The 23,217-nt window shown below is 58.8% G+C and carries 23 protein-coding genes and 1 pseudogene; 12 read left to right on the forward strand and 12 right to left on the reverse strand.

Going from position 1 to position 23,217, the window contains the following annotated elements:
* The first annotated feature begins 132 nt into the window (after positions 1–132).
* The 4 genes from ACR3FC_RS18085 to ACR3FC_RS18100 all read left to right on the forward strand — a co-directional run bounded on the left by ACR3FC_RS18085 (position 133) and on the right by ACR3FC_RS18100 (position 3,741).
* A complete protein-coding gene (locus ACR3FC_RS18085; protein WP_480477469.1) occupies positions 133–1,152 on the forward strand; it encodes a substrate-binding domain-containing protein in 1,020 nt (339 codons plus the stop codon).
* A 107-nt stretch (positions 1,153–1,259) separates the two neighbouring features.
* The gene (locus tag ACR3FC_RS18090) at positions 1,260–2,333 is read left to right on the forward strand and encodes an ABC transporter permease (RefSeq protein ID WP_209508213.1); all 1,074 of its coding nucleotides are present in this window, start codon (positions 1,260–1,262) and stop codon (positions 2,331–2,333) included.
* Positions 2,333–3,109 carry an ATP-binding cassette domain-containing protein gene (locus tag ACR3FC_RS18095; RefSeq protein ID WP_480477471.1) on the forward strand — a complete coding sequence of 259 codons (777 nt, stop codon included), beginning with the start codon at positions 2,333–2,335 and terminating at the stop codon, positions 3,107–3,109. Before ACR3FC_RS18090 ends, ACR3FC_RS18095 begins: the two co-directional genes overlap by 1 nt.
* A complete protein-coding gene (locus ACR3FC_RS18100) occupies positions 3,106–3,741 on the forward strand; it encodes a nucleoside/nucleotide kinase family protein (RefSeq protein ID WP_480477473.1) in 636 nt (211 codons plus the stop codon). The genes ACR3FC_RS18095 and ACR3FC_RS18100 overlap by 4 nt, the downstream gene beginning before the upstream one ends.
* Positions 3,742–3,781: 40 nt before the next feature.
* Here the strand turns inward: ACR3FC_RS18100 and ACR3FC_RS18105 are convergent, their stop codons facing one another.
* Both ACR3FC_RS18105 and ACR3FC_RS18110 read right to left on the reverse strand, forming a co-directional pair.
* Positions 3,782–4,492 carry an aspartate/glutamate racemase family protein gene (locus ACR3FC_RS18105; RefSeq protein ID WP_480477475.1) on the reverse strand — a complete coding sequence of 237 codons (711 nt, stop codon included), beginning with the start codon at positions 4,490–4,492 and terminating at the stop codon, positions 3,782–3,784.
* Positions 4,489–5,193 carry a GntR family transcriptional regulator gene (locus ACR3FC_RS18110; protein WP_480477477.1) on the reverse strand — a complete coding sequence of 235 codons (705 nt, stop codon included), beginning with the start codon at positions 5,191–5,193 and terminating at the stop codon, positions 4,489–4,491. Before ACR3FC_RS18110 ends, ACR3FC_RS18105 begins: the two co-directional genes overlap by 4 nt.
* A gap of 111 nt (positions 5,194–5,304) precedes the next feature.
* Between ACR3FC_RS18110 and ACR3FC_RS18115 the strand changes: the two genes are divergently transcribed.
* A complete protein-coding gene (locus tag ACR3FC_RS18115; protein WP_480477479.1) occupies positions 5,305–6,999 on the forward strand; it encodes a thiamine pyrophosphate-binding protein in 1,695 nt (564 codons plus the stop codon).
* On the opposite strand, the gene ACR3FC_RS18120 is transcribed toward ACR3FC_RS18115, so the two are convergent.
* Positions 6,960–7,880, reverse strand: a complete 921-nt coding sequence (locus ACR3FC_RS18120) for a LysR family transcriptional regulator (RefSeq protein WP_480477481.1) — start codon at positions 7,878–7,880, stop codon at positions 6,960–6,962. The genes ACR3FC_RS18115 and ACR3FC_RS18120 overlap by 40 nt on opposite strands.
* Before the next feature lie 97 nt (positions 7,881–7,977).
* On the opposite strand from ACR3FC_RS18120, the gene ACR3FC_RS18125 reads away from it, so the two are divergent.
* From ACR3FC_RS18125 to ACR3FC_RS18150, 6 genes are all read left to right on the forward strand, one after another.
* Entirely contained in the window at positions 7,978–9,111 is a 1,134-nt protein-coding gene (locus ACR3FC_RS18125; protein WP_480477483.1) for an enolase C-terminal domain-like protein, read from the forward strand.
* Complete coding sequence (locus tag ACR3FC_RS18130; protein WP_480477485.1) at positions 9,108–10,358, forward strand: NAD(P)/FAD-dependent oxidoreductase; 1,251 nt, start codon at positions 9,108–9,110, stop codon at positions 10,356–10,358. The genes ACR3FC_RS18125 and ACR3FC_RS18130 overlap by 4 nt, the downstream gene beginning before the upstream one ends.
* A gap of 54 nt (positions 10,359–10,412) precedes the next feature.
* Positions 10,413–11,390 (forward strand): TRAP transporter substrate-binding protein, encoded by a 978-nt coding sequence (locus ACR3FC_RS18135; protein ID WP_480477487.1) that lies wholly within the window; start codon positions 10,413–10,415, stop codon positions 11,388–11,390.
* Positions 11,391–11,460: 70 nt separating this feature from the next.
* A complete protein-coding gene (locus ACR3FC_RS18140) occupies positions 11,461–11,994 on the forward strand; it encodes a TRAP transporter small permease (RefSeq protein ID WP_480477489.1) in 534 nt (177 codons plus the stop codon).
* Positions 11,995–11,998: 4 nt separating this feature from the next.
* A complete protein-coding gene (locus ACR3FC_RS18145; protein WP_480477491.1) occupies positions 11,999–13,312 on the forward strand; it encodes a TRAP transporter large permease in 1,314 nt (437 codons plus the stop codon).
* Between the two features lie 7 nt (positions 13,313–13,319).
* Positions 13,320–14,252 carry a hypothetical protein gene (locus ACR3FC_RS18150; RefSeq protein WP_480477493.1) on the forward strand — a complete coding sequence of 311 codons (933 nt, stop codon included), beginning with the start codon at positions 13,320–13,322 and terminating at the stop codon, positions 14,250–14,252.
* Between the two features lie 32 nt (positions 14,253–14,284).
* On the opposite strand, the gene ACR3FC_RS18155 is transcribed toward ACR3FC_RS18150, so the two are convergent.
* The 9 genes and pseudogenes from ACR3FC_RS18155 to ACR3FC_RS18195 form a co-directional block, all read right to left on the reverse strand.
* Entirely contained in the window at positions 14,285–14,647 is a 363-nt protein-coding gene (locus tag ACR3FC_RS18155) for a cupin domain-containing protein (RefSeq protein ID WP_480477495.1), read from the reverse strand.
* Positions 14,644–14,814: a hypothetical protein gene (locus ACR3FC_RS18160; protein WP_480477497.1), complete on the reverse strand. Its 171-nt coding sequence runs from the start codon at positions 14,812–14,814 to the stop codon at positions 14,644–14,646. The genes ACR3FC_RS18155 and ACR3FC_RS18160 overlap by 4 nt, the downstream gene beginning before the upstream one ends.
* A gap of 22 nt (positions 14,815–14,836) precedes the next feature.
* Positions 14,837–16,611 (reverse strand): annotated as a pseudogene (gene xsc, locus ACR3FC_RS18165) (sulfoacetaldehyde acetyltransferase).
* A gap of 42 nt (positions 16,612–16,653) precedes the next feature.
* The gene (locus tag ACR3FC_RS18170) at positions 16,654–18,057 is read right to left on the reverse strand and encodes an NAD(P)/FAD-dependent oxidoreductase (RefSeq protein ID WP_267366012.1); all 1,404 of its coding nucleotides are present in this window, start codon (positions 18,055–18,057) and stop codon (positions 16,654–16,656) included.
* 37 nt (positions 18,058–18,094) lie between these two features.
* On the reverse strand, positions 18,095–18,481 hold the full coding sequence (locus ACR3FC_RS18175) for a nuclear transport factor 2 family protein (protein WP_480477499.1): 387 nt from the start codon (positions 18,479–18,481) through the stop codon (positions 18,095–18,097).
* A gap of 26 nt (positions 18,482–18,507) precedes the next feature.
* Positions 18,508–19,002 carry a universal stress protein gene (locus tag ACR3FC_RS18180; protein WP_209507926.1) on the reverse strand — a complete coding sequence of 165 codons (495 nt, stop codon included), beginning with the start codon at positions 19,000–19,002 and terminating at the stop codon, positions 18,508–18,510.
* Between the two features lie 17 nt (positions 19,003–19,019).
* Positions 19,020–20,360: a TRAP transporter large permease gene (locus ACR3FC_RS18185; RefSeq protein WP_480477501.1), complete on the reverse strand. Its 1,341-nt coding sequence runs from the start codon at positions 20,358–20,360 to the stop codon at positions 19,020–19,022.
* Between the two features lie 17 nt (positions 20,361–20,377).
* Complete coding sequence (locus ACR3FC_RS18190) at positions 20,378–20,914, reverse strand: TRAP transporter small permease (RefSeq protein ID WP_480477503.1); 537 nt, start codon at positions 20,912–20,914, stop codon at positions 20,378–20,380.
* 67 nt (positions 20,915–20,981) lie between these two features.
* Positions 20,982–21,998, reverse strand: coding sequence for a TRAP transporter substrate-binding protein (locus ACR3FC_RS18195; RefSeq protein ID WP_480477505.1), 1,017 nt, complete (start codon positions 21,996–21,998; stop codon positions 20,982–20,984).
* 157 nt (positions 21,999–22,155) lie between these two features.
* Between ACR3FC_RS18195 and ACR3FC_RS18200 the strand changes: the two genes are divergently transcribed.
* Positions 22,156–23,082: a LysR family transcriptional regulator gene (locus ACR3FC_RS18200; protein ID WP_480477507.1), complete on the forward strand. Its 927-nt coding sequence runs from the start codon at positions 22,156–22,158 to the stop codon at positions 23,080–23,082.
* Positions 23,083–23,217: the final 135 nt, after the last annotated feature.

The following is a 23,217-nucleotide window of genomic DNA, read 5'->3' on the forward strand; positions in this document are numbered from 1 at the left end:
TAATAAATAAGAGTGATTTATTTATTGACTCGAAATTCGAATCTTGTGATGGTTTTCACGTTCGATCGGGCCGGTTTTCGCCCGATCAAACGTATGCCCGGACGGGCATTGGGAAAACTGGGAGGACTACCGATGAAACTTGCGAAACTTGCAGGCGCCACGGCGCTGGCGGTTACGGCCATGGCAAGCAGTGCAATGGCCGAAGGTGAAACCGTTTGCCTGATCACCAAGACGGATACCAACCCTTTCTTTGTTAAAATGAGAGAGGGTGCCACAGCCAAAGCCGAAGAGCTTGGCATGAAGCTGAAAGCCTTTGCCGGCAAAGTCGACGGAGACCACGAAACTCAGGTTCAGGCCATTGAAACCTGCATTCTGGATGGCGCAAAGGGTATCCTGCTGACCGCGTCGGATACGTCGTCTATCGTTCCAGCGGTGCAGCAGGCCCGCGATGCCGGGCTGCTGGTGATTGCGCTGGACACCCCACTTGAGCCTATCGACTCGGCCGACGCGACCTTTGCCACGGACAATTTCCTTGCGGGGCTTCTGATCGGACAATGGGCAAAAGCCACGCTGGGAGATGCGGCAAATGACGCCAAAATCGCCACGTTGGACCTTGCGGTCAGCCAGCCCACTGTGGATGTGCTTCGCAATCAAGGGTTCCTGCAGGGGTTCGGTGTTGATCTGGCCGATCCGAACGTGATTGGCGATGAAAACGACCCGCGTCTTGTTGGTAGCGATGTCACCGCTGGCAACGAAGAAGGCGGTCGTCGCGCCATGGAGAACCTGCTGGCCAAAGACCCGACGATCAACGTGGTGCACACCATCAACGAACCGGCGGCAGCGGGCGCTTATGAAGCGCTTAAGGCTATCGGGCGCGAAAATGACGTGTTGATCGTTTCCGTCGATGGCGGCTGCCCCGGCGTGCAGAACGTGGCGGACGGCGTCATCGGTGCAACATCACAGCAATACCCGCTGCTGATGGCATCGCTGGGCGTTGAGGCCGTCAAGAAATGGGCGGACGAAGGCGTGAAGCCCGAGAACACACCCGGTAAGGACTTTTTTGACACCGGTGTGGCGCTTGTGACGGATAAGGCCGCCGACGGCGTCGAGTCCATCTCGGTTCAGGAAGGCATGGACCTCTGCTGGGGTTAAGCTGAATGTTTGGAAGGCCGCTGCGCGGCCTTCCACTTATCAAAACCACCCACACGCCTGAAACCTTGCTAAAGTCGTCATAAACCTGACGCTTTGGGGGAAGTTCTATGTCCGATTCTTCACGACAAGCTGACGATTTCGAAACCGCCGCAAAAGGCAGCCCGGAGCAAGTCGCCGAGTTTGACGATCACCAACGCGGATTTGTCGGGACGGTTCAGCATTTTCTGCATGTGAACCCGTCGCTGGTCCCGCTGATTGTCCTTGTCGCTGCCATCGTCATCTTTGGTGTCTTATTAGGCCCCAAGTTCTTTTCGCCCTTTGCGCTGACATTGATCCTTCAGCAGGTTCAGATCGTCGGGATTGTGGCCGCGGCACAAAGCCTTGTGATCCTGACCGCAGGCATCGACCTGAGTGTTGGGGCCATCATGGTGATGTCGTCGGTTGTGATGGGGCAGTTTACCTTCCGCTATGGAATGCCGCCTTCGGTTGCGATTGTGTGCGGCCTTGCTGTTGGCTCGGCAATCGGGGCCTTGAACGGGTTTCTGGTCAGTCGCATCAAGCTGCCACCTTTCATCGTCACCCTTGGCATGTGGCAAATCGTTCTTGCGGCGAATTTTCTTTATTCACAAAACGAAACGATCCGGTCGCAGGAGATCGAGGAACACGCCGCCATCCTGCAACTGTTTGGTGCCAAGTTTAACGTGGGCGGGGCGGTGTTTACCGTCGGGGTGGTCTTCATGCTGGCGCTGATCCTCGTCCTTGCATACGCGCTGCGGCACACGGCCTGGGGCAGGCATGTCTATGCCGTCGGGGATGACCCCGAAGCGGCAGAGCTGTCCGGTGTCAACGTACACCGCACGCTGATATCCGTGTACATGCTGTCCGGCCTGATCTGCGCCTTTGCGGGCTGGGCCCTGATTGGCCGGATCGGGTCGGTTTCGCCAACCTCGGGGCAGCTGGCCAACATTGAAAGCATCACGGCGGTCGTGATCGGGGGGATATCTCTGTTTGGCGGTCGCGGGTCTATTCTGGGGTCCCTGTTCGGTGCCCTGATCGTGGGCGTCTTTACGCTTGGGCTGCGGTTGTTGGGCGCGGATGCACAATGGACGTTCCTGCTGATCGGCATCCTTATCATCGCAGCGGTCGCGGTCGACCAGTGGATCAGAAAGGTGGCAGCCTGATGGAACCCATTCTCAAAGGACGGAACCTTGTGAAACGCTATGGCAAGGTGACTGCGCTGGATCACTGCGACTTCGATCTGATGCCGGGTGAGATTCTGGCGGTGATCGGCGACAATGGCGCGGGCAAGTCGACGCTGATCAAGGCTGTGTCGGGCGCGGTGGCGCCGGACGAAGGCGAGGTCTGGCTGGAAGGTCAAAAGGTGAATTTCCATTCCCCGATCGACGCGCGTGAAGCCGGTATTGAAACCGTGTACCAGACGCTTGCCATGTCCCCTGCCCTGTCGATTGCGGACAATATGTTCATGGGGCGGGAAATTCGGCGCAAAGGACCGCTCGGGTCGTGGCTTCGCATGCTTGACCGTCCGGCGATGGAAAAATTCGCCCGCGAAAAGCTGAGCGAACTGGGTCTGATGACGATCCAGAATATCAATCAGGCGGTCGAAACCCTGTCGGGTGGACAACGCCAGGGCGTTGCAGTGGCACGTGCGGCGGCGTTCGGGTCCAAGGTCATCATTCTGGACGAACCGACAGCAGCACTGGGCGTCAAAGAAAGCCGCAGGGTCCTTGAACTGATCCAGGATGTGAAATCGCGTGGTATCCCAATCATCCTGATCAGCCACAACATGCCTCATGTTTTTGAAGTCGCAGACCGAATTCACGTGCACCGGCTGGGAAAACGCCTGTGTGTGATTGACCCCAAAGACTATTCGATGTCCGACGCCGTGGCGTTTATGACCGGGGCCAAGGACGCACCGCCCGAGGATCAGGCCGCATGACCGGTGGCGGCACCGCCCCTGACGTTCTGGCCGACCGTATCGTCGACGCCGTTGAGGCGCTGCCGCCGGCCCGGCACCGGCAACTTGTTGCGATTGCCGGGCCACCCGGATCCGGGAAAAGCACCGTTGCCAGCCTTGCCACGGCCGAACTGAACCGGCGCGGCGTGTCAGCAGGGCTTGTGCCAATGGACGGTTTTCACTTTGACAACGCGATCCTGAAGGAACGCGGGCTTTTCCCCCGCAAGGGCGCGCCTGAAACCTTCGATCTTGCCGGGTTTCATGCCTTGCTTGTGCGTTTGCGCACCGAAGATGAAGTTGCAATTCCGGGCTTCGACCGAAAGCTTGATCTGGCAATCGCTGCCCGATCAATGATCTCTCCTAATCAGCGGGTCGTTCTGGTTGAAGGCAATTACCTTTTGCTGGATGAACCGGGCTGGGTGGGCCTTCATCCCCTATGGGCGCTCAAGGTGTTTCTGGGCGTCGATCTGGCAACACTGGAATCCCGGCTCACCGACCGTTGGGTTGGGTTTGGGCTGGACAAACAGGCCGCAAGAGAGCGGGCGCTTTCAAACGACATTCCGAATGCCGAGCGGGTGATCCGGAACTCGGTACAAGGCGACCTGAACCTGTGACGGATGAGGGCGGGTCTGGCAGCCCGCCCGTGTCACCAGTCTAGTAGGTGGGCGGCACAAGACCGGCCTGAAACCACTTCACGAAAGATACGATAGAAAACACGGGCAGCCCTGTGGCCCGCTGAATATCGGGCGCGTAGGGGCACATATTCGTGCATTCCAGCACGATCGCGCCAAGATCGGGGTGTTCCGATGTCAGGGCCATGGCGGCTTCTACATTGTCTTTGCGGGCCTTTTCCACATCAAGGCCAAGCTCATTTCCAAGGATCGCGCGGGTGAACTCCGCCCCGCCTTCGGTTGTGCCGATGGGTGTGTCCAATGGAACATTGGCGGCCAGCAAATGGTCTTGGGTCAGAGTAGAGGCTGATATGGTCAGAACCCCGGCGCGTTTTCCCGCTGGCAGGATGCGGTTGACCATTTCAACCTGCATCAAGGACGATGTGGCCACCGGAACAGGCACAGCCTGGGCCAGTTCTTTTTGGAACAGGGACAGAAACCCGCAATTGGTGGTAATCCCGTCGACACCATCTTTGACAAGCTCCTGCGCCGCGTTGATGAACACGTCGAGCATGCCTTCGGCTTTGCGCCGGACCACCCGATCCGGCGAGGCATCGCGCACAATGCGGTAGTGAACCGGAAAGGGCCAGGTCTGCGCGTTGCCCATATCGCCGGGAATGCGGGGAAAGCGGGCATCCAGCATCAGAATGCCGACAGACGCGCCGTAGATGGATTTTCCGCCCTGCGCGATCATCCCTCAACCTCCTCGATGATACGGGTCGAAATATCGTCCGACCCTTCCATGTAGATGTTCGAAATCCCGTGACGCACGGCATCCTGCACCTGATCCATGCGTTTGGAGATATGGGCAGCCAGAACCCGTGCCGCCTCATCCGCGTTCCGGTCCATCAAAGCCTGCATGACGCGTTTGTGTTCGTCCTTTGAGCGTTGCACGCGGTCCAGGCTCATGGAAATCCAACGGATATAGCGGATACGGTCGTTGATCCGCGTCAGGGTTTGCAACAGTTCCATATTCCCCGACAGCTTCGCGATACCCAAATGAAACGCCTCATCCCGGTTGACGGCTTCTTCGACAGTCAGACCGGTGATGTCGATGCCCGTTGCGTAAAGCTCGTCCCGCAGCAATTGCAGGTCGTGGTCCGATGCCTTGGCACAGGCCGCACGCGCCGCCGCTGTTTCGATGATCTGGCGCAGTTCGAACAGGTCGAACACGCTTTGCGCGTCCAGCGGGCGGCAGAAAAAGCCTTGTCCGGGGCGGAAGTCGAAAAGCCGTTCGGCGACCAGACGGTTCAACGCCTCGCGCAGCGGGGTGCGGCTGACGCCCAGATCCCTGGACAACGCCACTTCGTTCAGGCGGTCGCCGGGGCGCAGGCGAAACGAAACCGCCATCGCCTTGACCTGATCATAGATATCATCGACGCGCGGACCCGCCATTACCCCTGCCCTACTTCGTTTGAATCACAGGTGCCACACGCTGAGCTTGAAATCAATATACAAAACTGTATACAGAACTGAGTACAGTTTTGACACAAGGGACTCGCGACCATGACAGGGACAAATTTTCTGACCGGAGCCGAAGCCATGGTGCGTATGCTCGAAGCGCATGGTGTGACGCATATGTTTGGCCTGTGCGGCGATACCACTTTACCCTTTTATGATGCCCTTGCCCGGATGGATCACGGCATTCAGCACATCCTGACACGGGACGAGAGGCACGCGGCCTATATGGCGGATGGCTATGCCCGCGTCACCGGCAAGCCCGGCGTGTGCGAGGGCCCGTCCGGCGGTGGTGCGACCTATATCTTGCCCGGAGTGGTCGAGGCCAACGAAAGCTCGGTTCCGATTCTGGCGATCACGTCGGATGTGGCAACAACCAGCCGCGGCAAATACCCTTTGACCGAACTGGATCAGCCTGCGCTGTTCCGGCCTCTGGCCAAATGGAACACATCCCTCGACGACGCCGCGCGGCTTCCGGCCATGGTTCGGGCCGCCTTCAGGGCGATGACGACCGGCACGCCCGGTGCGACGCATCTGGCGCTGCCGTTTGACACGCAGAAGGGGCAGGTAGACGAGGCTGAAATCTGGGCGGATGACAGGCACCGCAGCTATCCCGCTGAACGGGCCGCACCTGACCCGGACGCCATCGAAGCAGCGGCTGCCATTCTTGCAGGGGCCAAATCCGCGGTTGCGGTCTGTGGTGGCGGGCCGGTTTTGTCCCGGGCGACCGATGCGCTGCGCCGGGTTGCAGGCCTGCTGGACATGCCCGTGGCCACAACCGTGTCGGGTCAGGGGTCCATTGCCGAGACCGACCCGCTTGCCCTGGGTGTTGTCGGGTCGAACGGGGGTATCCCGGCAACCCGCGCCGTCGTGGATCAGGCCGATGTCGTTTTGTTCATTGGCTGCCGCGCCGGTTCGGTCACAACGGAACGGTGGAGAAGCCCCGGACGCAACACCACGATCATCCATATCGACAGCGATCCGATGGTGATCGGCGCCAATTACCAGACCGAAGTGGCGATCTGCGCCGATGCCCGTCTGGCGCTGGAGGCTTTGGCGCAAGCACTGGAAGACCGGCAGGGCCTGACCAGCCAAGGCGGAACAGCCAAGGCCCGCGCCGCATGGGAGGCCAAGATGGCCGCGTTCGCCCCCCTGGCCGCAAGTCGCGAGACACCGATCCGGCCCGAGGCCGTCATGGCGTCCCTGATGGACATTCTGGATGACGACGCGATTGTCGTCGCCGACCCCGGCACCCCCTGCCCCTATTTCAGCGCATATTACCGCTGGCGGAAACCGGGGCGCCATTTCATCACCAACCGGGCACATGGGGCGCTGGGGTATTCGCTGGGCGCGGCCATGGGGGCACATGTCGGGCGGCCATCGGTTAAAACCCTGTCGGTCATGGGCGATGGCTCGTTCGGGTTCACCTGCGGCGAGTTTGAAACGATGGTCCGGCACAATATGCCAATCACTTCGATCGTCTTCTCGAACTCAGTCTTCGGATGGATCAAGGCTGGCCAGAAAGTGGGATTTGGTCAGCGCTATTACAATGTTGATTTCAACCGGACAGACCACGCCGCTGTTGCGGCCGCCTTTGGCGTCAAATCCTGGACCGTCAAAGACCCCGAGGATCTGCCGCGCGTGCTGAAACAGGCGATTGAGCATGACGGCCCAACACTTGTCGACATTCACTCACAGCCGCTTCACGAAGCGGCCGCGCCGGTCTCGGAATGGGTCGCGTAAGCGGCAATTGACGGGGTCAACTGGGCCAGAAATTCCTGGGCAATCGTGGACAAAGGGCGGCCCTTGGCCGTGATGATCGCGAGATCCAGCATGACTGGCGGCGCAAATGGGCGGGTCTGATACCCGCTCTCGTCGTCAAAGGTCACAGTAAAGGGGTCGATCATCGCGACCCCCATACCCTGTTTTACAAAGCTCAGCAGGTTTTCGGACAGATGGGTGTGTATCTGGGTACGCCATGTGTGGCCGGATGCCTGAAAGATGTCGCGAGTCCGGCGATGGGTCTGGTGTTCCGGCCCCATCACGATGAAGGGTTCGTTTTCCAAAATCTCTGGCGTCAGTACGTCGTGCTCGGCCAAGGGACTGCCCTCAGGAAAAGTCGCGAGCGTTTCAAACTGAAACTCCTGATAGTTCAGTGTGTCATGCAGAATGGGCATCTCGACGATACCGATTTCAAACAGGCCCGAGATGACCCATTCCTGAATCTTGGACGAATATTGCGACTGAAAGCTGACAGACAGGTTCGGACGCGTTTTGGCAAAACACGCGATCTCGCGGGGCATGAAGCCAAAGGACAACAGGTGAGGCGCGGCAACCTGCAATTGACCGGGATGTTTGTTCTGCAAATCGGTTACGGCCTGCGCCACGTGGTCCAGCCCGCGCACGACCGTGTCGACCTCGCGAAATAGCATCTCGGCCTCAGGGGTTGGCAGCAATCGGCCTTTGGTCCGTTCGAACAGAGGCAGACGAGCCTCGCGCTCGAGCTGTGCCAGAAGGTTGCTGATGCCGGGTTGCGATATCCCAAGAACCGAGGCCGCGCCGGTTACGGTTCCGGTTTCCATGATGGCATGAAAGGCCTGAAGCTGGCGAAAGCGTAGGGACAACGATTGCTACATCACTTTTTCTGATGAACTTACGAAAATATAGTATTTGAAATGATAGCCCGGTCAAGGCAGGCTTTCCCCATCGACAGGGGGTGAAATGAGCAATCTGGCACAGAAAATCATCGGCTATGACCTGTGGCACCTTGAACTGCCGGTCACATCCCGCCGGGATCACGGCATCGGATCGGTTGAAGGCGTTTGCGAAGTCGTCATCCTGCGCCTGACATCCGAGGATGGCACGCAGGGGTATGGCGAGGCGTCGCCCTGGTCGGTATTCACCGGAACACCCGAAGCGAGTTTTGCGGCACTGGACCGTTATCTGCGCCCTCACGTTCTTGGGGCATGCGTTGGGGATCGGGCCGCCATCATGGCGCGTGCGGCTTATGCCGTGGCACATTGCACCGAAGCCAAGGCCGCGCTGGAAACCGCACTGTTGGATCTGGCAGGCCGGATCAGCGGTGTTCCGGTCTGGTCCTTGCTGGGTGGTCGCTTCCGCGACAGCATTCCGCTGAGTTGTTCCATCGCAAATCCCGACTTTGCCCAGGACGTCGATCTGTTGGCGCGCCTGCGTGAGGATGGTGTTCGGATTGTCAAACTCAAGACCGGGTTCAAGGATCACGCCTTCGACATCATGCGGCTGGAGTATCTTGCCCAGAACTACCCGGAGTTCTCGGTCCGCGTGGACTATAATCAAGGGCTCAGCATTGATGATGCGCCATCGCAGGTGCGGGACGTCGCTCAGTTCAAACCGGACTTCATTGAACAACCTGTCCGCGCCCATCAGTATGGCATGATGGCAAAGCTGCGGCAGATGACAGATGTTCCCCTTCTGGCCGACGAAAGCGTCTTTGGCCCCGAAGATATGGAGCGCGCAGCTCGCGAAGGGATCTGCGACGGAGTTTCAGTGAAGATCATGAAGTCAGGCGGCCTGACCCGCGGGCAGACGGTTGCGCGCATCGCTGCGGCCCATGGCCTGACGGCCTATGGTGGTGACATGTTCGAGGCTGGACTGGCCCACTTGGCGGGCACGCACATGATTGCCGCGACACCGGAAATCTCTCTGGGCTGCGAATTCTATCAGGCGTCCTATTTCCTGAAAGAGGACATTCTGGAGCAGCCATTTCAGGTAAAGGACGGTCAGGTATGCGTGCCTCAGGACCCCGGACTTGGCGGCAGACCTGACCTGACCAAACTGAATCATTATGCGGTTGCCAAGGCGGTGACAGAATGACGGACAAGAAAACCATAGCCATCATAGGGGCCGGAATTGTCGGCGTGTCGACTGCGGTCTGGTTGCAGCGGGATGGTCACGCCGTGATCCTGATCGACAAGGCAGGCCCTGCCGAAGGTACCTCGCACGGCAATGGTGGGGTTTTGGCCTCGTGTTCGATCGTTCCGGTCACCGTTCCCGGATTGCTGGGCAAAGCGCCGAAGATGCTGCTCAGCCCCTCGCAACCCTTGTTCCTGAAATGGGGATATTTACCAAAACTTCTTCCGTGGCTTTGGAAATACCTCCGTCACGCCAACGCCGCCGACGTCGAGAGGATCGCCGCAGCACTGTCATCCATCGTTGGCGACAGTCTGAATGACCACAAGGCGCTGGCGGCCGGAACGGGTGCGGAAAAGTGGCTGGTTCCGTCAGATTACCTGTTTCTTTACAGGGATCGCGCGCATTTTGAGGAAGATGCATTTGGTTGGGATATCCGGCGCAGGAACGGGTTTCAGTGGGACGAATTGGAAGGTCACGCCTTCCATGAATATGACCCGGTTTACAGTCAGGGCATCGGGTTTGCCGCCCGGCTTTCGGATCATGGCCACATCACCGACCCCGGCCGGTACGTGAAAGACCTTGCCGCGCATGTTGAGGCGAATGGAGGTCGTTTCATACGTGCAAACGTCGAAGACGTGGTTCGGGAAAACGGGCATGTCACAGGGGTTCGGGCCTCTGGCGAGACCATTGCTTGTGACGCGGCCGTTGTCACGGCCGGGATCTGGTCGGGCCCATTGGCAAAGCGCTTGGGAGTTTCTGTTCCCCTTGAAAGCGAACGTGGTTATCATCTTGAATTGGTAAAGCCTTCCGCGATGCCGCGTAGCCCGGTTATGGTTGTCTCGGGCAAGTTCGTTGCGACACCGATGGATGGGCGCATACGCTTGGCGGGCATTGTCGAGTTCGGAGGGCTGGATGCGCCGCCCTCGCGCGCGCCGTTCGAGTTGATGCGCAAAAATGCCCGGGCGGCGTTCCCGGGCGTGACATGGAAGGAGGAAGTGGAATGGATGGGGCACAGGCCCGCCCCGGCTGACTCGATCCCGGTTATTGGCGAAGTGCCCGGTATCAAAGGGGCCTATACGGGCTTCGGGCATCACCATATCGGCCTGACAGGCGGGCCGAAAACCGGGCGCCTTCTGGCGCAGATGATTGCGGGCAGAACGCCAAATGTCGACATGAGCGTCTACGCGCCGTCACGATACGCGAAATAACAAACAAAGCGGTGAGAAACGCCGGTGTTTCCAAATTCAACAGGGAGAAGAATCATGAAGAAATTGACGAACCTTCTGGCGGCAACTGCGCTGACCGCCACCGCCGCGGCACCCGCCATGGCCGAAAAATGGGACATGCCGATGGCCTATGCGGCCTCAAACTTCCACTCGGCCACGGGCGCGGAATTTGCCAAATGCGTCACCACCGGCACCGGCGGTGAGATTGAAATCGTCACGCACCCATCCGGCTCGCTGTTCAAGGGCGGCGACATCAAACGCGCAATCCAGACAGGGCAGGCCCCGATTGGTGAGCGGTTGTTGTCCGGGCATCAGAACGAAAACGCATTGTTCGGGTTTGATTCCATCCCGTTTCTTGCGACCTCATTCGACGACAGCGCAAAGCTTTGGGAAGCGGCCAAACCTTCGATCGAAAACCTGCTGGCCGAGCAAAACCTGACGCTGCTTTATGCGGTACCGTGGCCTCCGCAAGGTCTGTATTTCAAAGATGAGGTAAACTCGGTCGCCGAGATGAAGGGCATCAAGTTCCGCTCGTACAACAACGCCACTTCACGGCTGGCCGAGTTGACCGGGATGCTGCCGGTTACCATCGAAGCGGCTGAAATCAGTCAGGCTTTTGCAACGGGCGTGGCGGATTCGATGATATCGTCGGGTTCGACCGGGTATGACCGCAAGGTTTGGGAAAGCCTGAACTTTTTCTACGAGGTCGACGCCTGGCTGCCGCGCAATTACGTGATGGTCAATTCCGACGTCTGGTCTGGTGTATCCGATGCCAACAAGAACGTCATCAAAGGCTGTGCTGAGCTGGCGGAATATGCCGGGAACTGGCGTGCCAAGGAATACACCGGCTTTACCTTGCAAGGCCTGCGGGATGGCGGCATGACCGTTGGCCCGGCATCGGATCAGATGGTGAAGGAATTGAAAGAAATCGGTGTGACCATGACCAATGAATGGCTAGAGGCCGCCGGGGACCAAGGCAAGGCCATCGTCGACGCGTTCCACGCGTCTCAGTGATCCTTACCGGACGGGCGGCGGCATATCCTGCCGCCCGTTTCAAATCCAATCAGAACACAGCGGGGACGGCATGGCAGTTTTGCGAGGGCTTCGGTCCGTATTGGATTTCATTTATCTGGCAGCAGGGGTTCTGGCGGCGATCAGCCTGATTGCCATATTGCTGCTGATCGTGGTGCAGATGCTGGCCCGCTGGACCGGCGAAGTGTTTCCCGGCGCACCGGACTATGCCGGTTATGCGATGGCTGCCGCCTCTTTTCTGGCGTTTGCCAACGCGCTGAACCGGGGCAGCCACATCCGTGTATCGATCCTGCTGAACGCAGTGCCGGACGGGGTTCGGCGCATTCTTGAAGTCTGGTGCTTTGGAATCGCTACCGCCGTCATGTGGTATTTCTGCTGGTATGCCTATCGCTTTGTCTACTGGAGCTGGAAGTTCAACGATGTCAGTCAGGGACAGGATAGAACCGCCCTTTGGATCCCTCAATCCGCGATGCTGATCGGTGCCGTGATCCTTGCCATCGCCCTGACGGATCACCTGATCCACGTCCTGTTCCGCGGTGAACACCGCATCGTCCGCGATCTGGCCGATCAGAGCCACGGAGAGTAAACGCATGGAAAACCTGGCTGTTATCATCCTCTTCCTCTTTGTGCTTTTTACCTTGTTGGGCACCGGTGTGTGGGTCGGACTGGCCCTGATGGGTGTCGCCTGGGTCGGGATGGAGCTGTTCACGACACGCCCCGTGGGCGATGTCATGATAACGACCATCTGGTCGGCATCGTCCTCGTGGACCCTGACCGCCCTGCCGATGTTCATCTGGATGGGCGAGATCCTGTACCGAACGCGATTGTCCGAGGACATGTTCAAGGGGTTGTCGCCCTGGATGGCCCCCCTGCCCGGTGGTCTGGTGCATACGAATATCGTTGGATGTACTGTCTTTGCCGCTGTCTCGGGGTCGTCGGCGGCAACCCTGACGACCGTCGGAAAAATGTCGATCCCCGAGTTGCGCAAGCGCAATTACCCCGAGCGGATGATCATAGGAACATTGACCGGTGCCGCAACATTGGGGCTGATGATCCCACCCTCTCTGACTCTGATCGTATACGGGGTGACGATCAATGAATCGATCACCAAGCTGTTCTTCGCCGGTATCCTCCCCGGCCTTGTTCTTGCGGCAATGTTCATGGGATATGTCGCGCTGTATTCCAAGCTGGGTAAGGACTGGAACCCGAACGACGAAAGCAAGCTGAGCTTTTCTGAGAAAGTCAAAAACTCACGCTTTCTGCTGCCTGTGATCCTGCTGATCACCGTTGTCATCGGATCGATGTATCTGGGCTATGCTACCGCGACCGAAGCCGCCGCTTTCGGCGTGATTGGCGGGCTTTTGCTGGCCGCCGGTCAAGGGTCGCTGACCTGGAAGACGTTTACCGAAAGCCTGATGGGGGCCACGCGCACCAGTGCGATGATCGCCCTGATTCTTGCGGGGGCGGCCTTTCTGTCGCTGTCGATGGGGTTCACCGGCCTGCCGCGCGGACTGGCCGACCTGATCGCCGGATGGGACCTGACACGGTTCGAGCTGCTGATGGTCTTGCTGGTATTCTACATCATTCTGGGATGCTTTCTGGACGGGATATCCTCGGTCGTGTTGACGATGGCCGTGGTTGAACCGATGATCCGTGACGCCGGGATCGACCTGATCTGGTTCGGCATCTTCATCGTGGTTGTTGTCGAGATGGCACAGATCACGCCGCCGATCGGGTTCAACCTGTTCGTGATGCAGGGCATGACAAACCACGAGATGAGCTACATCGCGCGTGCAGCGATCCCGATGTTCCTGATCATGGTATTGATGGTTTTCATCCTCATCTGGTTCCCGGATCTGGCGACCTGGCTGCCGGAAAATCTGCGCCAAGGCCCGGGTGGGTAGAACAGCCTTGAACCCGTTACATCTGGCGGCGCGTCATGGCCCTCATGTACTGATCGCCGGGCTGGCGGCTGGCCTTCTGCTGCCGTCTCTGGCCGAGCCGATGCGAAACCTGCTGCCGCCACTGGTCGTGTTGTTGCTGTTCGTCACGGTCCTCAGGATGAACCCTGAAACCATTCTCGGGTCGCTGAGCGATCTGCAAAAGGTCGCATTCACGGTCATCGGGTTTCAATTCGTTATGCCACTGATCGTGCTGGCCATCGGGTTCGCGGGCGGATGGACTGGAACGCCTGTCCTTTTGTCCCTGCTGATCATGGCGGCGGCCCCGTCCATTTCAGGCAGTCCCAATATGTGCCTGATGATGGGCCATCCGCCTGAACACGCGATGCGGCTGATGGTTGTGGGTACGGCGCTGTTGCCGCTGACCGCGTTGCCGGTATTTCTGCTCATGCCTGAACTGGGGGATATTCAATCTGTCGTGCGGGCCGGGTTGCACTTGCTGCTGACCATCGTAACTGCAACCGGTACCGCCATCGTCATACGGCGCACAGTTCTGCGCGCACCTTCACCCGCAACGCTGCTGAACCTCGAAGGGTTGGGAACGCTCACCCTGGCCGTCTTTGTCATCGGGCTGATGCCATCGGTCAGCGCCACGGCCCTGAACAATCCCGCCATTGCAACCTTCTGGATCGCGCTCGCCTGTCTGGCCAATTTCGGGGCACAAGCCGTTGCATTTCACCTGAGCCGAAACCGGCTCCCCGCAGACAAATCTACCGCGATATCGATCATCGCGGGAAACCGGAACATCGCCATTTTCTTTGTTGCCCTGCCACCTGATGTCACCGCCCCGATCATGGCATTCATCGGCGCGTATCAGATCCCGATGTACCTGACGCCCATGATCATGCGACGCCTTTACCGCAAGAACCACCTTCCCGCGTAACGGCTTCTGCGCTTCAGATCACCTAGTGGGTCTTAGGTGCAATCCCGGATCACAAAGTGCTTCGTCGTTTCCTCAATGACTTCCCAATAGCCGCGAAACCCATTCGGGATCAGAAAACTCGCCCCGTCGCGAAAATCCTGACGGTTGCCGTCTTCGTGGATCAAAGCGCAATGGCCTTTGACAATATAGCAATATTCGTCCTTGTCCGTGAACGCATGCCATTTTCCGGGCGTCGAGGTCCATGTGCCCGCAGACAACTTGCCGTCCGGACTGGTAAAATGCACCCCGATCTGGTGATGCGGATCGCCTTCGACAACGCGGTCCGGAAGATCGGCCAGGCGCCGTTCGCTGCTTGTTGCGGGCGCACCGAAGAGATTGAGGACCTGGGGTGTCATGACATCATACCTTCCTGCTGAGCGTGTGTTTCAAAGCAGCACGACCCTCCCGTCTGCGCGTTGAGGGCCCCTTTGGTGATGCGGGGGTCGTTGCCTTCGCTGAGGGCGATTATGGGACGGGTGGCCGGAGCGTTTTGCCGCAACAGCTCGACGGGTGTCAGGGTCATGTGCTCCGGCCTCGTCCTGGGGTTAAGCGCCCTGCGCTTTCATGTCATCGGCGCTGATGCCGGCGACTGCGACGGGTTTTTTCATCGCGTCGCGGCGGAAAGGCTCGCCAAGCTCCTGGTTGATCAGGGCCTCGATCAGCGTGGTGATGCCGTTCTTCTGGTCCTCGATTGCCTGGTTCAGCGCCGCGGTCAGCTCGTCCTGGGTGCGCGCGACAACGCCTTTCAGGCCACAGGCCTGCGCGATACCGGCATAAGACACCTTGGTGTCCAGCTCGGTGCCCACGAAGTTGTCGTCGAACCACAGGGTCGAGTTGCGCTTTCCGCGCCCCACTGGTAGTTGCGGAACACGATCTGGGTCACGGCGGGCCATTCCTCGCGGCCGATCGCGGTCAACTCGTTCACCGCGATGCCAAAGGCACCGTCACCGGCAAAGCCCACAACCGGAACATCCGGGCAGCCGATCTTGGCACCGACGACGGCGGGCAGGCCATAGCCGCAGGGGCCGAACAGGCCCGGCGCCAGGTATTTGCGCCCCTCTTCAAACGACGGATAGGCGTTGCCGATGGCGCAGTTGTTGCCGATGTCCGAGCTGATGATCGCCTCTTTCGGCAGTGCCGCCTGAATGGCGCGCCACGCCATGCGCGGGCTCATCCAGTCGGGCTTGGCCGCGCGGGCACGCTGGTTCCAGGTGGTGCCCGGATCGTCATCCTCGTGGGTCATCGAGGTCAGTTCCTGCGCCCAGGCCGATTTCTTCTGCGCGATGCGCTCTTTGCGCTCCTTGCGGCCTTCGTCACCGGCTGTGTCGCTCAGCTGGGCCAGAATGCCCTTTGCCACCTTGGCGGCGTCGCCGATGATACCGACGCTGACAGCTTTGGTCAGGCCGATACGGTCGGGGTTGATGTCAACCTGGATGATCTTGGCATCCGCGGGCCAGTAGTTGATGCCATAGCCCGGCAGGGTCGAGAACGGGTTCAGACGGGTGCCGAGGCACAGGACAACATCCGCCTCGCTGATCAGCTCCATCCCCGCTTTCGAACCGTTATAGCCCAGCGGACCGGCAAACAGCGGGTGGCTGCCCGGGAAGGCGTCATTGTGCTGGTAGCCGACGCAGACCGGCGCATCCAGACGCTCGGCCAGCGCTTTCGACGCCTCGATGCCGCCTTCGGCCAGAACCACACCGGCGCCGTTCAGAATGACAGGGTTCCTGGCGTTCGACAGCAGCTCGGCCGCCTGGGCCACGGCGGTTTCGCCGCCCGAGGGGCGCTCGAACTCGACAATGGCGGGCAGGTCGATATCGACAACCTGGGTCCACATGTCGCGCGGGATGTTCAGCTGCGCCGGGGCGCTGGCGCGCTTGGCCTGCATGATCACACGGTTCAGAACCTCGCAGACGCGGGTCGGGTCGCGGACCTCTTCCTGATAGGCAACCATATCCTCGAACAGCTTCATCTGCTCGACTTCCTGGAAGCCCCCCTGACCGATGGTCTTGTTGGCCGCCTGCGGGGTCACCAGCAGAAGCGGCGTGTGGTTCCAGTAGGCAGTCTTGACGGCGGTCACAAAGTTGGTGATGCCCGGGCCGTTCTGCGCAATCATCATCGACATCTTGCCGGTGGCACGGGTGTAGCCATCCGCCATCATCCCCGCGCTGCCCTCATGCGCACAGTCCCAGAACATGATCCCAGCCTTCGGAAACAGGTCCGAAATCGGCATCATCGCCGAGCCAATGATCCCAAACGCATGCTCAATTCCATGCATCTGCAAAACCTTAACAAAGGCCTCTTCCGTCGTCATCTTCATAGGGGTGTTTCCTTATCTTCAGAACGCTAAAGCGTTGGTAAATTACAGTATTTCGTCTCTGAGGTAATAGCCGACATAGGCTATGCGCTGACCCAGACGGCGGAAGGGTGTCAGGATGCCGTGACTCGGCAGCGGGGACGTGAAGATCGGCAGGGCAAAGGCCTTGTCTTTCTTGCCCGCGATCAGCTGTGCCATACGACGCCCGGCCTGAGCCGAGTACATCACGCCGTTGCCACCATATCCCATCGCGTAGAACACGCGCTGTTGCGGGTCCGGCTGGAAGATACGCGGCATCATATCGTGGCTGACATCGACCCAGCCCCACCAGGAGTAATCGAGGTTGATATCCGTCAGCGCCGGGAACTTTCGGGCGAGGCCCTTTTTCAGAAGCTCCAGGTGTTTTTCGTTCTCGGCGTCTCGTCCTGTTACCGCGCTGCGGCTGCCGATCTGCATCCGGTTGTCAGGCAATAAACGATAATAATGGCGCAGGGTGCGCGTGTCCGTCAGGGGCGATTTGGTCTGAATGCCACACTCATCCAGTTCGGCCTGGGTTAGGGGCCGTGTCACCATCGAGTTGGACAGGATAGGCATCAGGCGGTGCTTTGTGCGCGTGTTCAGACCCGGCGGGGTATAGCCCGCGGTTGCCAAGGCCACCGTTTTGGCGCGGACGATGCCGCCCGGTGTGCGCAGGTGATGCACGCCGTTCTTCGTCTGCCATCCCATGACCGGGCTGCCGGTGTGAATTTTCACCCCCAGACGACGCGCCATGTTGACGTAGCCGAACGCCAGTTTACCCGCATGGATGCAGGTCCCGTCAGGTTCCCACATGGCACCTGCGGCCTCCATATCGCGCACGTGCTTTTCATGCAGCTCTTCCCGAGAGAGGATGCGCGAGCCGTAGCCGAACACATCGTTGAGCAGCTTGCTCTCTTTCTTGAGGGACGGCATGACCTTGTCGCGATGCGCGATGTAGTAGTGGCCGCCTGGCTGCGGGTCGCAATCGATATCATCCGACGCAATCAGATCGTTGAACAGCTGAAACGCTTCTGTGACCTCGGCATGCATGCGCTTGGCCACGTCCGTTCCCCACCGTTCGATCCATTGCGAACGCTTGAGCCGCCCGGATGAGATCTGGGCCTGCCCGCCATTGCGGGTGGAGCAGCCCCATGAGACGGTATTTGCTTCTAAAACAACGGCTTGAATGCCGTGTTCCTTGGCAAGATGGATGGCGGTGGACAGGCCGGTATACCCCGATCCGATCACCACCACATCTGCATCCATATCGCTGGACACAGGTCCATCATCGGCCGGAGGTGTTCCGGCCGTTCCAATCCAATACGTGGGCGCGTGGTCGCGATTGTGACCCGGACCCGCATCAATGATCGGGTCATATTTGGGGTCATAACTGGCCTTGGGCCAGTGACGCGGGATGCTGTTATCCACCATTCTTGTTTTTCTCCGAGGCTGCGCGCAGGGCGGCGGATCAGGCTTTGAACATCGGGCGAGCTTTGCGAAGCGCCTGTTTTACAATGATTTTACCGTCACGAACGGTGAACAGATCCGCACCTTCGGCTTCGATCCGCATTCCGTTTGCGTCGGTTCCCGAGAAGGTCCACTCGGATACGGCACGATCACCGTGGACAAAGTGGCTGTGATGATCCCAATGGGCGTCTTTCATGCCTGCCCAGACGCCCGAAAACGCAGCGGCGATGGCTTCGGCACCTTCAACCTTGTTGCCGTATTTCTCGTCGCCGGCCACGGTGTAGAACACGCAGTCGTCGGCGAAGTGGGTCATCACCCCGTCGATGTCGTGGCGGTTAAACGCGTCAAACGTATCCGCCAGGTCCTGCGCGGTCAGGGTTTTGTTCATTTTGTACTTCCTTGTCAGTGGGGTTGTTACATTTCGTCCGGGTTCGGAACGATCAGTGTCGGGATCCTCGAGCGCCGCAAAACGCGTTTTGCGACCGTGCCCAGGAAGGTGTGCGAAAAGCCGTGGTCATGCGCGCCCAATACGATCAGGTCGCAACCCAGTTCGACCGAGCGGCGCAGGATCACTTCGGCGGGATGGCCGTCAGTCACCTCGACCGAGGTGACCTGATCGCGAATTTTCCCGTCGTCGCCGTCGAACTGCGCCCAGAATTTGGCTTGCCGTTCGGCCAGAACCTTGCGCACCATCTCGTGACGACGCTCAATCGCGGTCTTGCGGGTCTCTTCGTTCATGATGAATATTTCCATCGTGATCTTGGCGTCTTCCGACAGGGGTTCGTTCACATGCAGCACGTGAATTTCCGCCCCGGTGGCCTGCGCGATGCTTGCGGCATGGCGCATGGCGTGACCCGAGTTTTCGGACAGGTCGGTGGCAAACAGGATGTTGGTGACCATCTGTTTCATGTCGTCATCCTTTCAGATCAGTAGCCAAACAGCCGTGGGAGCCACAGCGACAGTTCAGGGAAGAAGGCGATGATGAAGATCGCCACCGTGTTGGCCGCCGCAAAAGGCAGCGCGCGAAGCGAGATCTGTTCGATCGAGATGTTCGAGATACCGGATGCGATGAACAGGTTCTCGCCCAATGGTGGCGTCTGGAACCCGATGCCCAGCGTACAGACCATCACCACGCCAAAATGGATCGGGTCGATACCCACCGAATAGGCCACCGGCAGCATCACCGGAACCAGGATCAGGATGGTGGCCAGTGTTTCCATGAACATGCCGACGAACAGCAGGAAGAAGATGATCAGCGCCCAGATCACATAGAGGTTGTCGGTAAAGCTGAGCATCCCTTCTGCGATGATTGCCGGGATCTGGTTTTCCACCAGCAGACGACCAAACACCGTTGCTGTGAACAGGATCAGCAGAACGCGGCCGGTTAGCCATGTGGTGGCTTCAAGCGACTGGAACAGCGACTGCCAGGTCAGTTCGCGATAGATGACAACACCCACGAACAGGGTGTAGAAGATCGCGACGATTGCAGCCTCGGTCGGGGTGAAGAAGCCGGTATAGATACCGCCCAGGATCACCAGCGGAGCCATCAGCGACCAGAACCCGCGATACATCTCGCACCCGACATTGCGGATCGACCAGCCCTCGGCGACGCCTTTGTAGCCGCGCTTTTTCGACATGAAATAGTTCAGGATCAGCAGGCTTGTGGCGATCAGGAAGGCGGGTACGAACCCGGCAATGAACAGTTTCGAAATCGAAACCGACTGGAAGGTGCCGAATTTTTCGACCGCTTCGGGCGGCGGGGCCATACCGAGCGCGGCAATGCCGAAGATCACCATCGGGATGGAGGGAGGAATGATAATCCCGAGGCCGCCAGAGGACGCAGTGATCGCCGAGGCATAGCCGCGCTCATAGCCGCGGTCGATCATCGCCGGGATCATCAGCATCCCAACAGCCGCGGTTGTTGCCGGGCCCGAGCCCGAGATGGCACCAAAGAACAGGCAGGCCATGACCGTTGCGGCCGAAATACCACCGGTAAAAGGACCGGCCAGACTTTCGGCAACGTTGATCAGGCGTTTTGAGATACCGGCGGCCTCCATCAGGGCCCCGGCAAGGATAAAGGCTGGCAGCGCCATCAGCGGGAACGAGCCCACGGATGTAAAGGCGATCTGCACGAATTTGATCGGGTTGTCGCCCAGATAGAGAAACGAGATCAGCGATGCGACACCCAGCGCCACCGTGATCGGCGCGCCAATGAGCAGCAAGAACAGAAATGATCCAAACAGGACCGTGACGATTTCGGATTCCATGGTTACCCCTCCCGGTCTCAGTGGTCTTTGGCCGCTTCGGCAGCGGCCTTGATCTCGTCCAGATCGATCTGGTCGGGATCGTGAATGTCCTCGCCTTTGACAAGGCGGCGGTAATTCACCTGAATGATGCGGAAGGTCATCAGCGCAAAAGCGATGGGCAGCACCATGTAGATATACTTCATCTCGATGCCCAGTGTCTGGGATTTCCAGAACTTGTTCATCTTGTTGAAAACAAAGTCTGTCGCCAGATAGAGGAAGTAGACATTGAAGAAGAGCCAGAAGAGATCGGCAAAGGCTTCGACATATTTGATCGACCCGTCAGGCAGGAATTTGAACTGGAACGTCACGCGGTTATGCGCCCCTTTCAGGGCGGCGTAACTTGCACCGAAATAGACGAACCATACGAACATGTAGACCGAGAGTTCTTCGATCCAGCTGACCGAAAAGCCGAAGACTTCGCGCGCGATGATCTGCACGAACAAAAGGCAGACAAAGCCGGATAAGAGTATCCGGCAGATGACACTTTCTATGTTGTCCAGAAATTTCCAGAACATGTGGTTTCACTCCTCCCTGAGATGAGAAGAGCGCCGTGGCGCTCTTCCCGGTATCGCTCTGCGGCGATTATGGCTGCACCGGCTCGCGGCCGATGGCTTCAAGAACGGTGTTCAGTTTTTCGACGCCACCGATGGAGTCGTAGAACTGGGGCCATACGGCACCGGTCGCCAGTTCGATGAACTCGGCTTCGTCGTTTTCGGGATCGATGATCTCCATGCCTTTGGCGGTCAGCTCTTCCTTGATGGCGGCTTCGGAATCCCGCAGGAACTGAGCGGATGCCAGGGTGGCTTCCTGTCCTGCTTCAAGGAGGATTGCCTGATCTTCTGCGGACAGGTCCTGGAAGACCGCTTCTGAAACGATCAGCGGTTCAATCGAGAAGATGTAGCGCAGGTTGGTGACATGGTCCTGAACCTCGTAGAACTTCATCGCGTTGATGGTCAGGTAAGGGTTGTCCTGCCCGTCGACCACCTTGGTTTGCAGACCGGTGAAGGTTTCCGACCATGCCATAGGCGTCGGGTTGATGCCCCATGCCTTGTAGGTTTCGATCATGATCTCGTTCTTAGGAACGCGGATGACCAGATCCTGAAGGTCAGCAACCGATTTGACCGGTTTTTTCGAGTTGGTCAGGCGGCGGAAACCGGTATAGGTCCAGCCGATGATGCGCACGCCGGCATCACGGATGGTGTTTTCGACCAGTTCCTGACCGATTGGGCCCTGGGTCAGCTTTTCGGCATCTTCCAGGCTGAGGATAACGTAAGGCAGCGTGAAAACACCGACCGAAGGCGAGAACGGCGTGATGTTGTTGATCGCCAGCAGAGACATATCCAGCGTTCCGATCGCCGCCTCGTTCACGGTGTCCTGTTCGGACCCCAGCTGACCGTTCAGGAACAGCGTTGCGGTATGTGCACCGCCCGATTTCTCTTCCAGCGCCTTGACGAAGGCGATGCCCAGAGCTTCCTGTGCGCTTCCTGCGCTATCGCCCACCGCGATCTTGAAGTTCTTCGCATCAGCCGTGCCCGCAACCATCAGTGCAGCAACGGAAACGGCGGCGCTGATGGTGCCAAGCTTTTTGATAAATGACATGGATGTCCTCCCATTTGTCGTGTTTCGAGGTGCGCGATGGCCTGGGGAGAAGGTGGCCAGTCCGATTCTGCCTCGGCCACAAGAGGCTATCTTGCCAACATGGTTTCGTCGTTGTTAATATTTGCGCGAAAGGTTTCACAAATGTCGAACTTTTAATATGAGGCAGAACCCACTGGCCACCCGCATTGGGGATACGGACATCCGCCTTCTTCGGGTTTTCAAAACCGTTGCGGAAAGCGGCGGGTTTTCAGCGGCGGAAAATGAGCTCAACATCGGGAAATCAACAATCTCGAAACACATATCGGATCTGGAGCTTCGGCTGGATCTGAAGCTGTGCAACCGTGGCCCGGCGGGTTTTTCCCTGACTGAAGACGGCGAGAAAGTGCTGGCCGCGACTGAAGACCTGCTGATTTCGGTTTCTCAGTTCAGAACAGAAGTCAACGAGATCAAGCAGCAACTGGCAGGAAGTATCCGCGTGGCGCTGTTCGATCAGTGTACCACGAACCCCGAAGCGCGCCTTGCGCGCGCCATTCACAGCTTCAACGAAGCCGCCCCTGCCATCCAGATCGAGTTGTCGATTGAACCGCCTAACGTCATTGAGACCATGGTTATCAGCGGGCAGCTGGATGTCGGGATCATCGCCCTGCACCGCCCCTCGGCAAGCCTGCATTATGCGCCGCTTTATGGGGAAAACATGTTTCTGTATTGCGGGCAGGCCAATCCGTTGTTCAGCCAGTCCGCTGACACGCTGAGCTTGCGGGACATTCAGGCGTTCAACTATGCGGGTCTGAACGTGAACTCGCCCAACCTGATCTACGGCCAGCAACTGGGGTTTCGGCGCGCCGCCAAAGTGCAGAACGAACAAGCCCTTGCAATACTTATTCTGTCGGGCAGCTATCTGGGCTTTCTTCCGGACCATCTGGCGCAGGAATTTGTTGATAAGGGGCTTATGAGGCAGGTGATGCCGCAGGAAATCAAATACAGAACGCGCTTTGCGGCGGTGACGCGGAAACAGCCGGATCCGACACGCGCGGCCAAACTGTTTCTGGAAACCCTGCTGAGCGTCCATTCCGAAGTGCCCTGAGCCCGGCCTCGTCGCCTGTTTGCGCGAGGGCACCCCGTTTATTAACCGAAGACATGCGCCAGCCGGGGGCGCACGGCCGCGCTTGTCGTGTCCACTAGGGCGAAAGGCACGGTGAAAATTGGTCGAAAACGTCTG

Source organism: Ruegeria sp. AF3 (assembly GCF_056536285.1).

Bases quoted from the DNA above. Each gene is read 5' to 3' on its own strand.
- ACR3FC_RS18085 (WP_480477469.1), top strand. From the start codon at position 133: ATGAAACTTGCGAAACTTGCAGGCGCCACGGCGCTGGCGGTTACGGCC.
- ACR3FC_RS18090 (WP_209508213.1), top strand. From the start codon at position 1,260: ATGTCCGATTCTTCACGACAAGCTGACGATTTCGAAACCGCCGCAAAA.
- ACR3FC_RS18095 (WP_480477471.1), top strand. From the start codon at position 2,333: ATGGAACCCATTCTCAAAGGACGGAACCTTGTGAAACGCTATGGCAAG.
- ACR3FC_RS18100 (WP_480477473.1), top strand. From the start codon at position 3,106: ATGACCGGTGGCGGCACCGCCCCTGACGTTCTGGCCGACCGTATCGTC.
- ACR3FC_RS18105 (WP_480477475.1), bottom strand. From the start codon at position 4,492: ATGATCGCGCAGGGCGGAAAATCCATCTACGGCGCGTCTGTCGGCATT.
- ACR3FC_RS18110 (WP_480477477.1), bottom strand. From the start codon at position 5,193: ATGGCGGGTCCGCGCGTCGATGATATCTATGATCAGGTCAAGGCGATG.
- ACR3FC_RS18115 (WP_480477479.1), top strand. From the start codon at position 5,305: ATGACAGGGACAAATTTTCTGACCGGAGCCGAAGCCATGGTGCGTATG.
- ACR3FC_RS18125 (WP_480477483.1), top strand. From the start codon at position 7,978: ATGAGCAATCTGGCACAGAAAATCATCGGCTATGACCTGTGGCACCTT.
- ACR3FC_RS18130 (WP_480477485.1), top strand. From the start codon at position 9,108: ATGACGGACAAGAAAACCATAGCCATCATAGGGGCCGGAATTGTCGGC.
- ACR3FC_RS18135 (WP_480477487.1), top strand. From the start codon at position 10,413: ATGAAGAAATTGACGAACCTTCTGGCGGCAACTGCGCTGACCGCCACC.
- ACR3FC_RS18140 (WP_480477489.1), top strand. From the start codon at position 11,461: ATGGCAGTTTTGCGAGGGCTTCGGTCCGTATTGGATTTCATTTATCTG.
- ACR3FC_RS18145 (WP_480477491.1), top strand. From the start codon at position 11,999: ATGGAAAACCTGGCTGTTATCATCCTCTTCCTCTTTGTGCTTTTTACC.
- ACR3FC_RS18155 (WP_480477495.1), bottom strand. From the start codon at position 14,647: ATGACACCCCAGGTCCTCAATCTCTTCGGTGCGCCCGCAACAAGCAGC.
- ACR3FC_RS18160 (WP_480477497.1), bottom strand. From the start codon at position 14,814: ATGACCCTGACACCCGTCGAGCTGTTGCGGCAAAACGCTCCGGCCACC.
- ACR3FC_RS18170 (WP_267366012.1), bottom strand. From the start codon at position 18,057: ATGGTGGATAACAGCATCCCGCGTCACTGGCCCAAGGCCAGTTATGAC.
- ACR3FC_RS18175 (WP_480477499.1), bottom strand. From the start codon at position 18,481: ATGAACAAAACCCTGACCGCGCAGGACCTGGCGGATACGTTTGACGCG.
- ACR3FC_RS18180 (WP_209507926.1), bottom strand. From the start codon at position 19,002: ATGAAACAGATGGTCACCAACATCCTGTTTGCCACCGACCTGTCCGAA.
- ACR3FC_RS18185 (WP_480477501.1), bottom strand. From the start codon at position 20,360: ATGGAATCCGAAATCGTCACGGTCCTGTTTGGATCATTTCTGTTCTTG.
- ACR3FC_RS18190 (WP_480477503.1), bottom strand. From the start codon at position 20,914: ATGTTCTGGAAATTTCTGGACAACATAGAAAGTGTCATCTGCCGGATA.
- ACR3FC_RS18195 (WP_480477505.1), bottom strand. From the start codon at position 21,998: ATGTCATTTATCAAAAAGCTTGGCACCATCAGCGCCGCCGTTTCCGTT.
- ACR3FC_RS18200 (WP_480477507.1), top strand. From the start codon at position 22,156: ATGAGGCAGAACCCACTGGCCACCCGCATTGGGGATACGGACATCCGC.